Raw genomic sequence first — 12,494 nt, 5'->3', positions numbered from 1 at the left:
GAGATGGCCCGCTTGTTCACCAAGTTTTGGCTGCTGGAGCGCTACCTCTTTGGCCAGATGCTCGCCCCCCTTTTGGCTGGCCTGGCGGGAGGAACCCTGCTGCTTTTGGCGGGCCGGCTCTTTACTCTAGCCGAGCGGCTAGTCGAGGGATCCGTGCCGCCCCTAGGGGTGCTGCGCCTTCTCATTTTGGACTTGCCGGAGATGGTGGTCCTGGGCATGCCCATCGCCGCTTTTTTTGCCACCCTACTGACCTTGGGCAAGCTGAGCGGCAACAGTGAAATAACCGCCATGCGGGCGGCGGGGATTCCGTTTACGCGCATTTTTCGACCCCTGCTTCTAGTGGGGCTGCTTTTGAGCCTAGCCGCTTTTGTGATGAGCAACGTGCTCTTGCCAGCTAGCAAGCGGGAAATCCGCCGTATCGACCAGCAGGCACTTCTGACCCAGGCCACCAGTTTGGTGCAATACGACGTCTTTTTCAAAACCGAAGACAACCTCTGGTTTTTTATCCGCCAGGTGGATCCCCGCCTCAACACCATGCAGGATGTCACCATCTTGCGGGTGGATCCCTTGCCGGGGGGCAAGTACCAGTTGGTGGAGGTGACCCTGGCAGCTCAGGCAGTGTGGAATGGCCTGGGCTGGACTCTCAGGGAAGGCGTAACCCACCGCTACGGCCCCGACGGCCTCAGCCTGGCTGAGGAACCCTTCGACTACAAGCCGCTAGAAGTCTCCCAAGATCTGGCCACCCTGATGCAGCCGCCAGTTCCCCCCAACGAGCTGAGCCTGCCGGAGCTGGCGGAGCGCATTGCCCACCTTGCCCGCTCCAACCTCAATACTCAGCCTCTGCGCACCGAGTTCCACATGCGCTTTTCCCTGCCCTTGGCCAGCTTTTTTGCCGTGCTCATTTCCCTCCCCTTAGGCTCCACCACCGCGCGAAGCGTAGGCCGCTACGGGGGCGTCGTCTTGGGGATCCTCTTGGTGTTTGCCTACTACGTGGTGCTGAGCGTGTCTCGCAGCCTTGGGGAAGCAGGAGCTCTTCCCCCCTGGGCAGCAGCCTGGAGCTTCAACCTCCTCTTCGGCGGCCTCGGCCTGCTGCTGTTGGCCCGTTTCTTACGCTAGGGAGGTCGACTTCCAGGAGTTTTCAGGAGGCTTTTGCCAGGGAAAAGCTTGGCCTAGGGTTAACCTAGGGCTAGAAGGCACCTATAGGTACAGGGATCCCCCTCCTCCCCCAGGGGGTTTCTCCAGATCCACCTTACTTATGATGGGTATAGGTAGGAGTATATCGGAGGAACTGGAGAGAGGGTAAGAATGTAGCTTTATCTACAAATCAACTTTTGTATGCAAAACATGTAGCTCTGCAAGGTTGAGCAGAGATCCTTATTCCCAAAAGCAAGCTTTCCGTCGAGAGAGTCAAACTAACTGTAGGAGGGAACAAGCTATCCATGGCTTCCATATATCTCAAGCCTATAGCTCGTCTAGGCAACTGGCTACAGACCCCTCTGGAGCTTATTCGAGCAGCCATCGATGCTGTAGAAGTGCGGGATCCCCGCCTTGCCCACTTTCTGTGCCGGCGGATTCCCGCCCGCTGCCCCTTTGAGCGAGACATCATCTTGTTTGGCTATAGGGTAATGCACATCCCAGCACTATGCAAGCTCAACCCCTTTTATGAGCAGTTGGTAAGGCTGCGCTTGCGAGCTCTGTCCTTCCTAGCGGAGCGGGGGGACGACATCAGCCACTACCTGTGAGGCGAGAAGAGGGGGCAGGAGTTTGGCGCTTGCAGGTAGAGATCTGGGGCAATTTTCTGCCATAATTTAGTAATGACGGGATGTAGCGCAGCTTGGTAGCGCATCTGCTTTGGGAGCAGAGGGCCGCAGGTTCAAATCCTGTCATCCCGATAAGGCGGCAAAAGGAGGCGCTTGGTCAGACTAGCTGCAGGATTCTCAGCAGGCTAGATCCCAGCCCAGGCAAGCCTGCATCACCTGGCCCAGCAGGTATAGGGATCCACAGACCACCCCGGGTGGCTCGTCGGGATCAGGAGGCTGCTGCAGTTGGGCCCGCAGAGCGTCAAGATCTGGCAGGGCCTGGGCAAGGCAGAGATGGGGCTGGAGGCTTCGAGCTAGGTGGGCCAATTCTTGCGGATCCGTTCCCGCATGGCCGAGGATGGGCAGGGCCAAGAAGCGATCCCCCGGTCGCAGTAGGGTAGCCAGAATACCCTTGACATCCTTGGTAGTGAGGATGCCCATGTACCAGGTGAGGGGTCCGGGCTGGTGCTGGTCAAGGTAGCGGCGCAGAGCTTGGGCAGCCGGCAAGTTATGGGCTCCATCCAGCAGCAGCTGGCGGGATCCCATCTGCACTCTCTGTAGGCGGCCCGGCCAACGGGTGAGAGCAAATCCTTTGGCAACAGCAACATCTGGGATGCGCCAACCTTGTTCCTGAAGAGTTTCCACAACGGCCAGAGCTACCGCCCCATTGATCAGTTGCACCTCACCGGCAAGGGGCAGGGTAAGCACCTGATCCCGCCAGCGGACAGTCTGGTGACCCGACCAGTGCAGGGGCTCTACTACCCGCAGGGGGCTGCCCACCTGCTCTGCCTTGGCCTGGATCACGGCCATCACCTCAGGGGGTTGGGGCGCGCACACCGCGGGGATCCCTGGCTTAAGGATGCCGGCCTTTTCGGCGGCAATTTGCTCCAGGCTATTGCCTAGGCGTTGCCAGTGATCCCAGCCGATGGAGGTGATGGCGGTCACCACCGGCTCGATTCCGGCATTAGTGGCATCTAGCCGACCCCCTAAGCCCACCTCCATTACAGCCACCTCCACCTTTTGCTGGCGGAAGTATAGCCAGGCAGTAGCAGTGAGGGCCTCAAACTGCGTCGGAGAGGCCTCGCCAGGAGGGTAGGTTTGTAGACAGTCCCGCACTTGGGCCAACGCTTGGCTCCAGTCGGCGGCGGAAATATACTCCCCATTGAGCCAGATCCGCTCGCGCCAATCCACCAAATGGGGGGAGGTGTAGCGGCCCACCCGGTAGCCCGCCGCCCACAGCACGTGGCTAACCCAGGCGCAGACGGATCCCTTGCCGTTGGTGCCAGCGACGTGGATGGCTGGGATCCCCGCCTGCGGCTGGCCCAGGCGCTGCAGCAGAACCTGCATGCGATCCAGGCTGAGATCGACGCCAAAGTGGCCCAGCGACTCCAGAAACCCAGGCCAATCCCAGGTTGAGATCCCACCCATTGGGCGACAGGTTATTCGGGCTCAAGCTTCACCTCAACTCAGCACTTCCTCACTGGCGCCAAAAGCTGTCAAAGGTTCACCACAAAAGCGTCGCGAATGCCCGGCTGCTTGAGCACCTCTTCTAGGATTCCATCCGGCAGGGGATCATCTAGGCTGAGCACCATCACCGCATCGCCGCGGATGATCTTGCGCCCCACCTGCATGCTGGCGATGTTGACGTTGTAGGCCCCCAGCAGGGTGCCAATCCGCCCGATGATCCCTGGCATATCCCGGTGCAAGGTCATCAGCATGTTGGCCGAAGGCGGCACATTGACCGGGAACTCGTCGATCTGGGTAATGCGCACCTCCCGCTCCCCAATCAGCGCCCCCGAGACAGAACGCACCCCGTTGGGGCCGTGGGCAATCAAAGTCAGGGAGCCGGAGTAGTCCTTCACCGAGGGATCCCGAGTTTCCACTACGCGGATGCCCCGCTCCTTGGCCTCAATGGAAGCGTTGACGTAGTTGACCCGCTCCCGCAAGGCCAGCGTCAAAAGCCCCTTGAGGGCGGCGATGACAATTGGCCGGCTGTCTTTCTCTGCCAGGGATCCCTGCAGGCGGATCTCCAACTGGCTAACCCGATCCCCCGCCAACTGACCCACCAGATTGCCCAGCGTTTCGGCCAACTCGAGGTAGGGCTTGAGGCTTTGCAGCACCTCTGCCTGCAGGCCGGGAATGTTCACAGCCGAGCGAGCGGGCAGCCCCAGCAACACATCGCGGATCTGCTCGGCTACATCGATGGCTACATTGACCTGCGCCTCCTCGGTAGAAGCCCCCAGGTGCGGTGTCAGCAGGAGCTCCTTGCCCAAGGAAAGAAGAGGTGAATCTTTGCTGAGGGGCTCTTCGGCAAAGACGTCCAGGGCCGCCCCGGCAATCTGGCCGGATTTGAGGGCTTCGTAAAGGGCCTGCTCGTCTACTAGGCCGCCACGGGCACAGTTAATCAGGCGGGCGGTCGGCTTCATTAGGCGAAAGGTTTCAGCGTTAAACAGGTTAGTGGTCTCGGGGGTCTTGGGAACATGCAGGGTGATGTAGTCCGATTCCTGCACCAGGGTTGTGAAATCCACCAGGCGCACCCCCAGTTGCTCCGCCCGCTCTACGGAAATGTAGGGATCGTAGGCCAAAAGCCGCATCCCCATCGCTTTGGCAATCTGGGCTACATGGGAGCCAATCCGGCCCAGGCCAACGATACCCAGGGTCTTTTTGTAAACCTCTACCCCCACAAACTCCTCTCGCTTCCACTGGCCTGCTTTCAGGGAGGCATTGGCATCGGCAATGTGGCGCGAGAGGGCCATCATCAGAGCAATAGTGTGCTCGGCGGCAGCAATGGTATTGCCCTCAGGGGAGTTGACCACCAGGATCCCTGCTTTGGTGGCAGCAGCCACGTCGATGTTGTCCACACCTACCCCTGCCCGGCCAATGATTTTCAAGTTCTTCCCGGCCTCAATGACCTCACGGGTAACCCGCGTGCCGGAGCGCACCATAATGGCATCGTAGTTGGGGATAACTGCGATCAGCTCCTCGAGGGTGAGGTTGGTGCGCACATCCACCTGAGCTACCTGGGAGAGGATGTCAATTCCCGCCTGGTCAATGGGATCGGTGACGATAACTCTGGGCATACGCAACGCTAGCCTAAATTGCCAATGCCGCAAGCCAGCCTGACTCCCGCCGCGGCGCTGAATGTTGACCCGACTCCAGCAAGCACCTTTAATCTACCGCGAAAGTCTGCCGGCCCTCTCAAGGCCTGTAGCTTCATCTCAGCGGGATCCCACGGGGGCAAGATATTTGCCGTCGATCAAAAAGAGGCCATTGGCAAACTGCACACAATAAGTGCCCAACATCCGCCGCTGCCGAATCACCCCTTGCTCGTGCAGCCGAATCAGATGGGCCGGGCGCAACATTGGGATTGGATCGGCCGTCTTTAGATAAGGAGGCATCTCCACTACCTCAACCCTTGCCCCCACCGGCAGCAAATCTTGAGGTTCAGCCATAGCAAGAATCCCCCAAGGGGTGACGCGACACCTGCTTTCAGCTTAGCGGAGCTTGCGCTAGCTCCCTGCCGCCAGAAGCGCGGCGCTAAAAACAGCAGCTCCCAGTTAGCTTAAGGAAAGTGCTTCGGCTTCCTAAGCCGCTGTCAATCGCCAGCAGGCTTGCTATTATACTCTGACCTCAGGGCCTTGATTTCCCGTGCTCTGGGTGGCAACCACTCGACCTCATTCCCCTTGCTCACCCTTGGCGTGCTTGCTGCCTCTTTGCGCAAACCCTGTAGGAGTGTTAAGAATAGTTACGTCAGCCGGCTACTTTCTCAGTTTTTTCAGCGGTTCTTTTCAGGATTGGAAACAACCATGGTAGATCCCATTCCTCCTCCGGCTTTGGAAGAATACCTCTTGCAAGCGGGCATCATCGACCGCTCGCAACTGAGCTTGGCCAAGAAACTGCAGCGCCGCCAGCAAGGACCGCTGCTGATGATCCTTTTGGAGCTGAGTTTCATTGACCTCGAGCAGCTCAGGCGTCTTCTAGATCTGGGCCGCACCTACGACCATGCTGCAAACGCTGGACAGCCTACAGCCTAACTGGCAACAGGAGCTGGCCCACTGGTCGGCGGCGGGGCAGGGATCCCTGCTACTGAAAAATTGCGGGAGCAAGGAACTGGCAGAGCTGGATCGTTGTTTACGGCAGGTCTGTGCCCCTGCTCAATCTTTGACGCTGCTGACAGCAGACTTGCAAGTGGTGGCTGGCCCCCTGACGCTGCAAAGCTGGGAGCCTGAAAAAACGGGTGCTTTTGCCCATCTCTACCTGGAGCGCGCCGAGTCTGCCCAGCACCTCAGCCGCCTTGCAGCAATCGTGGCCCAGCTACGTTCCCCCAGGGGTTGTCCTTGGGATCGTGCCCAAACGCCCGAATCCCTCACTCCCTACATCCTTGAAGAAGCCTACGAGACAGTGGCGGCCATTCGATCCGGGGATCCGGCGGCTATTGCCGAAGAGCTGGGGGACTTGTTGTTGCAGGTGGTGTTGCAATCCCAGATTTTTGCTGAGCGCAACCACTTCAACCTGGAAACCGTGGCAGCGCGGATTGCCGACAAGCTCATCCGTCGCCACCCCCATGTGTTTGGGGATAGCCCCCAGCCAGAGAGTTCTGACCTGTCCGAGTTGCACCGCTTTTGGGAAGACATCAAGCAGCAAGAGCAGCCGCAGCAAACTCTGGGTCAAAAACTGCTGCACTACGCTGAAACTTTGCCCCCCCTGCTGGCCGCCTTGAAAATCTCCCAAAAGGTGGTGAGCTCCGGGTTGGAGTGGCCAACAGGAGAAAGGATCTGGGCCAAGATCCGCGAGGAGGAGGCCGAACTGCGCCAAGAGCTGGAACGAGATCCCCCCGACCGGGCGCGACAGGAAGCTGAGCTGGGGGATCTGCTGTTTGCCCTGGTCGCCTTGGGCTGCTGGTATGGGCTGGATGCTGCCCAGGCTCTGACCCAGACTAACCTGCGCCTTGCTCGCCGCTTTTTGCGCCTGGAAGAGCTGGCGCGGCAACAGGCAGAACAAGACTTCCCTCTCAAAGGCCGCAGCCCTCAAGAGCTAGAGGCGCTTTGGCAGCAAGCAAAGCAAGAACACCTCCATCCTTTAGGGATGGCGCAGCAGATTGAGGACAGGAAGAACTAGCTCTCGCTTAGGCAAAGCCAGGGGCTGGGGAGTCTCGCCCCTCCAAGAGGCAGGTGGCAGAGGGGAAGAAGAAGTTGGCACCTTGCCCACAGGGCGTAGTTGCCAGCGGATGATCTGCTCACCGCGGTAAAAGGTCACCACCAACTGATCCCCTTGGGGTTGGATTTGCCAGGTGCCATCGCTGCTGGTAACCGAAATCTGTTCGCCAGAAAAGGGCGCATCCAAAGCTGGCCCCGACTGGCTCCAAATCCGTCCGCCTCCTGTTTCCAGAACCAGTTGCACCGTTGCTCCCTGTCCTTGGCCGCTCAGGATCTGGCCAGTGCCAATCCAGACTTGGGTCTCTTGAGCCCCAGCAGACTGCCCCAGTTGCAGAGCCAGGAGCAACAGTCCTGTCCAGCTCCCCCAGCTTTGTAGCGCTCTCCCCCAACGCCGAGGGAAAGAGGAACAGCAAGCTAAGAAGGCCATTGCTCCCACGTTGTACTCCACGCTGCGCTAAAGCTAGAACAAGAGCCCACAGCAGCAGCTTTCTCTCACCGAATCCTTTCCCAGTCTATAACCCTGCCCCTGCCTCGAGCCCCAGCCGCCTTGATCCCAATCTAGGCAACCCCTGCCTCCCCCTACTAGGCTGCAACTTGAGTCTCTGGCTACGGGGATCCCTAACAACCGTTTCGCCAATGCGCAGATCCAAGCCCTCTACCCTCTGCGGGGGGTGAGGTTCTTTCTTCAAGCGTGAGAACCCCTCGCGAAACCTAGGGGGCTGAAGCGCAGCGCTGCCCAGACAGGAGGCAAAACCGAAGGTAGTCGGCTGGACACGGGGTGATCTGCAGGTCAACCTCCTGCTGCAACCCTGCGCCAGGGCCGGCCATGCTGCAGAAACTGCCTTGAGACCCCTTCCTCCGGGGGCTCCCACTGGGGCACCCCTACTTACGGAGAAGCTTAGGTGTTCCTCTCCTGTTCCAGCTTGGCCATTGCAATCTGGCTTTCTAGGTGGGAAATGCCCTCGCGAAGGGCAACTGCCTGGGCTTCCACCTCCTCTAGGGAGCGGCGAACGATCTCTACCGCCCTGAGATGTTGGTCTCGCTGCACCAAAGCCTGGCGTGCCAGCTCGTCCTGGTTATGCTGGATAGCCGCTCTGAAAGACTTATACAACCCAGGGTAAAAGCAGACTTTCACTCGGGGTTGAGGCTTTCTTCCTGCTTCCACGACCCGTAGCTAGTAGTAGAGTTCACCTCCACTACCCCGCCAGAGGGATCTCCACAGGCGTCACTTCCCCGCGATCGCGATAGCGGGCCGTAGGCCTTGCTGCAGGTAGTTGCTCCTTGCCCCCATAAGGCACACCGGCTAAAGACGGAGCCAACTTTTAGCCTAGGCAAAACGCCTACCCAAGAAGATGTACCTGCTAGCCTACTAGCTCAGCCCATCTACGTCAAGGCAGAAGGTTGGTTAGGTCCGGTGAATCAAGGACTAGAGGAGAACCCTTTGGGCTCTGACCAACCAATCCTCGGCCTTTTGCAGGAGTTGAGTGTACTTCCGTTCCAGTTGCTTACGGCTGGCCAGGGTTGTGGTCAGGCTGCGCTACAGGTGTTTTAGATCCCGCTCCAGCTGCCGGATGCCTACCCCCTGCTGGCTGGACTTTTTCCACAGCAGTTTGCCTAGCCCCACCATCACCACCGCCGTGGCAATACCCACACCTGCTGCTGCGGCTGGGTTTTCCCGCAGGAAAGACCCCTCCAAAGCGTAAGGCCCTGCAAAAGCTACAGTCTGCAGCGCTGTTTCTCGAAACTCCCACGGCATCACCGGCTTGGGTTGTTGCCAAAAACCACGGTGTGCCGCCTGCGCGATCCCTTGAGCTTCTAGGTAGCGCTCCCGGCTGGCCTCGTGCAAAAAGCGCTCGTAGACCACCGCCTGTCCTTGGCGCAGCATCTCCAAATTCACCAGGCCATCGGCGTTGTACACCTCGACAATGTGCAGCCCCTCTGGGGTGATGTAAAGAGTGTCGACCTGCACCAGGGATCCCGGTGGCAGCAGCTTTTGCAAAGCCTCCTGCGAGAGCCGTCCCCACTGTCCCTGCGTCAGCTCCGGCGCATCTACATAGGCAAGGCGAAAACGGGTTGGCCTGTCGTTTAGGTCTGCCCAGAAGGTGTCCCCATCGACCACCGACCGCACTCGCACTGTCTCGAAAGATTGGGCTGCTGCAGGCAGGATAACCCAACTGCTGGCAAGGACAGCCGCCGTCATCGGGAGGGAAGTTTTTGAGCTCATAGGGGTCACTCCTAAGGTGAAGTCAAGAAAAACTCTGGGAACAAACCCAAGCCCTAGAGCGTCCCTAGAGGCTTCTACAAGGGTAGCTGCTGCTCCCTGGGACGGTGGCTGCCACCTTTCGCACAAGGAAAGCTAACTTTCCTAGCCAAAAGACACGGCTTTTGGCCAACCACCTCAAGCAAACAGCAGAATTCGGGCTAGAGTTCAGCCCAGCAGAGCCTGCTCCTGGAGCACAATCTTTGCGCTGGCAGTTGAATTACAGGCGGAGGCGATAGGGCTCTCCCTCGATCCCATCAGGCAAGGGAGGCGGGAGAATTTCCACTTCACCTGTGGGCAGCGTCCGCAAAACCCTGCCCAGTTGGGCCAGTTGCTTTAGGGCAAACAAGCGGGTGTCCCGGTCGCTGGTGGCGTTAAACACGCTCAGCCAGACATCGAAGCGAGAACGGCGGCTGAGAGGGCTGCGGGCAATGTTGTCCCCCAACTGGCGAAAGTCGTCGCCGGGCAAGCCCACCTGCTCCCGCCAGGCCGCGGCTTGGTAGTAGTCATTGCGACCTGCTTCCGCATCCCCCAGAAACATGAAATTGATCAGGGCGCGATCCACGTAGAGCCGCCAGGCATCGGGATTGTTCTGGGGGGTGAACTGCTGTAGGCCGCGATCCAAAATCTCGATAGCTTTTTCCGGCTGACCGGCCCAATAGGCCAACACCAAGCTAGACAGTCGGTAGCCCTGGAAGAAAGAGGGATCCAGCCGCAGCATGTGGTCAAAGTACTCGTAGGCAAGGCCGTAGCCGGTCTGGGCGCGGGCGCGGGCGTCGCCGTAGTACTGGATCAGCTCTAACCACAGCCAGGAAGCTCCCAGATTGCGGTAGCCCAGCCAGCCCAAGGTATTGGCCAGGGCAATGTTGCGGTTTTTGCGGACCTCGGCATTTTCTATGGCCTCCAGGTTGATCCGCTCCAACATGGGCAACTGGAGCTGCACTACCAGGATCCCACACAGCAGTGCCCCCCCAACGGCAGCCAAAGTGCCGGCCAGGGACAAGTGAGAGCGACGACGAGGTAAAGCAGCGGTGGTCATACGGGCAGGTTCTTGGGTGGCTCCAGTCCATCATGACACTCCCCGCTCCCCAAAGGAGGAGACCGGCTTCTGGGTAACTTTGGCTGACCGCTCTGAAAGACTTATACAGCGCTGGACAAAAGCGGACTTTTGCTCCAGGTTGACGCTTTCTTCCTGCTTCCACGACCCGTAGCTAGTGGCAGAGCTTACCCCTGCCACCCCGCCAGAGGGATCTCCACAGGCGTCACTTCCCCGCGATCGCGATAGCGGGCCGTAGGCCTTGCTGCAGGTAGGTGCTACGAGCCCCCATAAGGCACACCGGCTAAAGACGGAGCCAACTTTAGCCTAGGCAAAGTGCCTACCAGAAAAGATGTACTCGCAAGCCTACTAGCTCAGCCCATCTCCGTCAAGGCAGGAGGTTGGTCATGCCACAAAGTGGCTGATTGTCTAGTGAATCAAGGACTAGAGGAGAGCCCGCGGAGCTACCCAAATTCTGAACTGTTCTCAGCTATGCTGCTGCGTTAGCCGCTGCCAAAGCCGCAGAGGAATGCGCTCATGCGGGCACTGAAGAAGGCGAACCTGGGGCAAATCCTCTGGCAAGTAGTGCAAAGCCACCCGCGCTGTTGCCTCTAAGAGGCTGCACCGCCGCTGGGGATGCTGCTCGGCTTCCCCCAGATACACATCCAGCCAGCCGTCTTGCTCTCGGTAGCTAATCCGCAAAGCACAAGGAGAAGGCAGAAACTCTTTGCGGTAGAGCCGAAAGCCCTGCTCAGGACTCCATCCCAGCCACCACTGAGGCGCCAGTTGTCCCAACGGCCGACACCATATGTCTGCCTGAACTTGCTGCCCTTCCATACCTGCCACTCTAAGCCTCTTCTCCGGCGGAGATCTAGCTGCAAATCTTTGCCAACTACCCTCTAGGCAGGAACTCTACCAGAACCTCCCGTGCTGATGCAAGTCTTTATCAAAGAGACCCCCAGCTAGCTGGGTAAGATATTGCAATTTAATCTCAATAGTGCTATGCTGTCACCCAGTTGGGTGTTCGTCTTCCTCTCTTGTCTTGGGCGAAGCAGGGGATCCCGCACCGGCGGAACCAGCCAAGGGATCCCTTTCCTCCTGGTTGAGGTTCTAGGCTGTTAACAGGGGCAGGGTTTTTTGAGGGGATTGGGGGGTGGGAGAGGTGAGAAGTTCAGAGAGTTGCGCCTCGTTCTTGTAGCCACTGAACAGCTAGCCTGTGCTGGCGTTTTTGCGCATAGGCTAAGGGAGTGTGTCCATCCTGATTGCGAGGGTTTAATTCGGCCCCATGCTCCAGCAAAAGCTCCAGCATCGGGACATGTCCTCCCCAGGCAGCCCAGTGCAGGGGCGTTGCTCCAAAGCGGCTGCGGGCATTGACGTTAGCCCCGTACAGGATCAAAAAGCAAGCAATACCTAGATGTCCTTGGGCCGCTGCCTCGTGTAAAGGGGTTCGCCCTGCTTCGTCGACTGCATCCACAGGGGCTCCTTTAGAAAGTAGGCGGGCCAGAGCACTTTTCCGACCCGTGGCCACAGCCCAGTGAAGAACCCTACAGACGTCTGCTCCTTGTTGGATCAGCAGGCTGATGACTTCTGCTCGATCTGCCAAGACAGCCCGATGCAGAGGAGTGTACCCATGGCGGTCTGGCAAGTTGATATCGCTGCCTGCTTTCAGAAGCCGCTCCACCGCTTCCACCTGGCCGCTGGCGGCAGCCAAATGGAGTGGAGTTGCCCCTGTAGGATCCAGAGCGTGGACAGAAGCGCCATGGGCCAAGAGCAAATCTACCAGCTCCAAATTGCCGCTGAGGACAGCTTTGTGGAGGGGGGTCAATCCCTGCCAATCAGGGGCGTTCACATCTTCCCCTTGCTGCAGATAGTCCAGTAGTCGTTGAGAATCGCCGTCAGCAAGGGCGCGGTGCAGGGCTTCACTCATATAGAAGGGTTCTCGCTGAAAGTTGTTCGAATAGGAAAGCTAAGCCAAATCGGTTGGGGGCTGATAACCCAGGCAAAGTCTAACACTGGTAGCTGCAGGAACGCTCAGCGTCTAGCCGCAGTCATGAGAAGATTTGAGATTCAAGCCAGGCGGATCCGGGTTAAACAGCGGGATCGGTAGGGGCACAGGCCAAGCTCGAGCCTTAACCCGGCTTCTGCAAATTTTCCCACTTATCCTGCTACTGGTGGATCTCTACGTGGTTCCCATTCACTCTGGTGTTGCGGGAGGTGGATCCCGAGGCGGCACTACGACGCCC

Annotated in this window: 13 protein-coding genes and 1 tRNA gene; 5 read left to right on the top strand and 9 right to left on the bottom strand. The window is 58.8% G+C overall.

Annotated features, from left to right (window positions below):
* The first annotated feature begins 3 nt into the window (after positions 1 to 3).
* The 3 genes from NW808_RS00715 to NW808_RS00705 all read left to right on the top strand — a co-directional run bounded on the left by NW808_RS00715 (position 4) and on the right by NW808_RS00705 (position 1,892).
* Positions 4 to 1,116: an LptF/LptG family permease gene (locus NW808_RS00715; RefSeq protein ID WP_414410952.1), complete on the top strand. Its 1,113-nt coding sequence runs from the start codon at positions 4 to 6 to the stop codon at positions 1,114 to 1,116.
* Positions 1,117 to 1,439: 323 nt separating this feature from the next.
* Positions 1,440 to 1,742, top strand: a complete 303-nt coding sequence (locus tag NW808_RS00710) for a Mo-dependent nitrogenase C-terminal domain-containing protein (protein ID WP_414419951.1) — start codon at positions 1,440 to 1,442, stop codon at positions 1,740 to 1,742.
* A gap of 76 nt (positions 1,743 to 1,818) precedes the next feature.
* Positions 1,819 to 1,892, top strand: a tRNA-Pro gene (locus NW808_RS00705).
* Between the two features lie 45 nt (positions 1,893 to 1,937).
* Here the strand turns inward: NW808_RS00705 and NW808_RS00700 are convergent.
* The 3 genes from NW808_RS00700 to NW808_RS00690 form a co-directional block, all read right to left on the bottom strand.
* A complete protein-coding gene (locus NW808_RS00700; protein WP_414419950.1) occupies positions 1,938 to 3,227 on the bottom strand; it encodes a bifunctional folylpolyglutamate synthase/dihydrofolate synthase in 1,290 nt (429 codons plus the stop codon).
* A gap of 68 nt (positions 3,228 to 3,295) precedes the next feature.
* Positions 3,296 to 4,879, bottom strand: a complete 1,584-nt coding sequence (serA, locus tag NW808_RS00695) for a phosphoglycerate dehydrogenase (RefSeq protein WP_414406090.1) — start codon at positions 4,877 to 4,879, stop codon at positions 3,296 to 3,298.
* A 138-nt stretch (positions 4,880 to 5,017) separates the two neighbouring features.
* Positions 5,018 to 5,251: a DUF3148 domain-containing protein gene (locus NW808_RS00690; protein ID WP_414396374.1), complete on the bottom strand. Its 234-nt coding sequence runs from the start codon at positions 5,249 to 5,251 to the stop codon at positions 5,018 to 5,020.
* A 354-nt stretch (positions 5,252 to 5,605) separates the two neighbouring features.
* On the opposite strand from NW808_RS00690, the gene NW808_RS00685 reads away from it, so the two are divergent.
* Positions 5,606 to 5,833, top strand: coding sequence for a DUF2949 domain-containing protein (locus NW808_RS00685; RefSeq protein WP_414396373.1), 228 nt, complete (start codon positions 5,606 to 5,608; stop codon positions 5,831 to 5,833).
* Positions 5,802 to 6,917, top strand: coding sequence for a nucleoside triphosphate pyrophosphohydrolase (mazG, locus tag NW808_RS00680; RefSeq protein ID WP_414419949.1), 1,116 nt, complete (start codon positions 5,802 to 5,804; stop codon positions 6,915 to 6,917). The genes NW808_RS00685 and mazG overlap by 32 nt, the downstream gene beginning before the upstream one ends.
* Here mazG and NW808_RS00675 read toward each other — a convergent pair.
* From NW808_RS00675 to NW808_RS00650, 6 genes are all read right to left on the bottom strand, one after another.
* Entirely contained in the window at positions 6,879 to 7,301 is a 423-nt protein-coding gene (locus NW808_RS00675; RefSeq protein WP_414419948.1) for a hypothetical protein, read from the bottom strand. The two genes, mazG and NW808_RS00675, sit on opposite strands and share 39 nt — an antisense overlap.
* A gap of 552 nt (positions 7,302 to 7,853) precedes the next feature.
* Positions 7,854 to 8,066: a hypothetical protein gene (locus tag NW808_RS00670; protein WP_414419947.1), complete on the bottom strand. Its 213-nt coding sequence runs from the start codon at positions 8,064 to 8,066 to the stop codon at positions 7,854 to 7,856.
* A gap of 426 nt (positions 8,067 to 8,492) precedes the next feature.
* Entirely contained in the window at positions 8,493 to 9,179 is a 687-nt protein-coding gene (locus tag NW808_RS00665; RefSeq protein ID WP_414419946.1) for a thermonuclease family protein, read from the bottom strand.
* Between the two features lie 256 nt (positions 9,180 to 9,435).
* Entirely contained in the window at positions 9,436 to 10,254 is an 819-nt protein-coding gene (locus NW808_RS00660) for a hypothetical protein (RefSeq protein ID WP_414419945.1), read from the bottom strand.
* 483 nt (positions 10,255 to 10,737) lie between these two features.
* The gene (locus NW808_RS00655; RefSeq protein ID WP_414419944.1) at positions 10,738 to 11,088 is read right to left on the bottom strand and encodes a hypothetical protein; all 351 of its coding nucleotides are present in this window, start codon (positions 11,086 to 11,088) and stop codon (positions 10,738 to 10,740) included.
* Between the two features lie 334 nt (positions 11,089 to 11,422).
* On the bottom strand, positions 11,423 to 12,178 hold the full coding sequence (locus tag NW808_RS00650) for an ankyrin repeat domain-containing protein (protein WP_414419943.1): 756 nt from the start codon (positions 12,176 to 12,178) through the stop codon (positions 11,423 to 11,425).
* Positions 12,179 to 12,494: the final 316 nt, after the last annotated feature.

Origin of the sequence: Synechococcus sp. W70.1 (genome assembly GCF_047461515.1) — a bacterium.
GTDB lineage: Bacteria > Cyanobacteriota > Cyanobacteriia > Thermostichales > Thermostichaceae > Thermostichus.
Note: the sequence above shows the minus strand (reverse complement) of the source record. Positions and strands in the feature narration are given on the sequence as shown.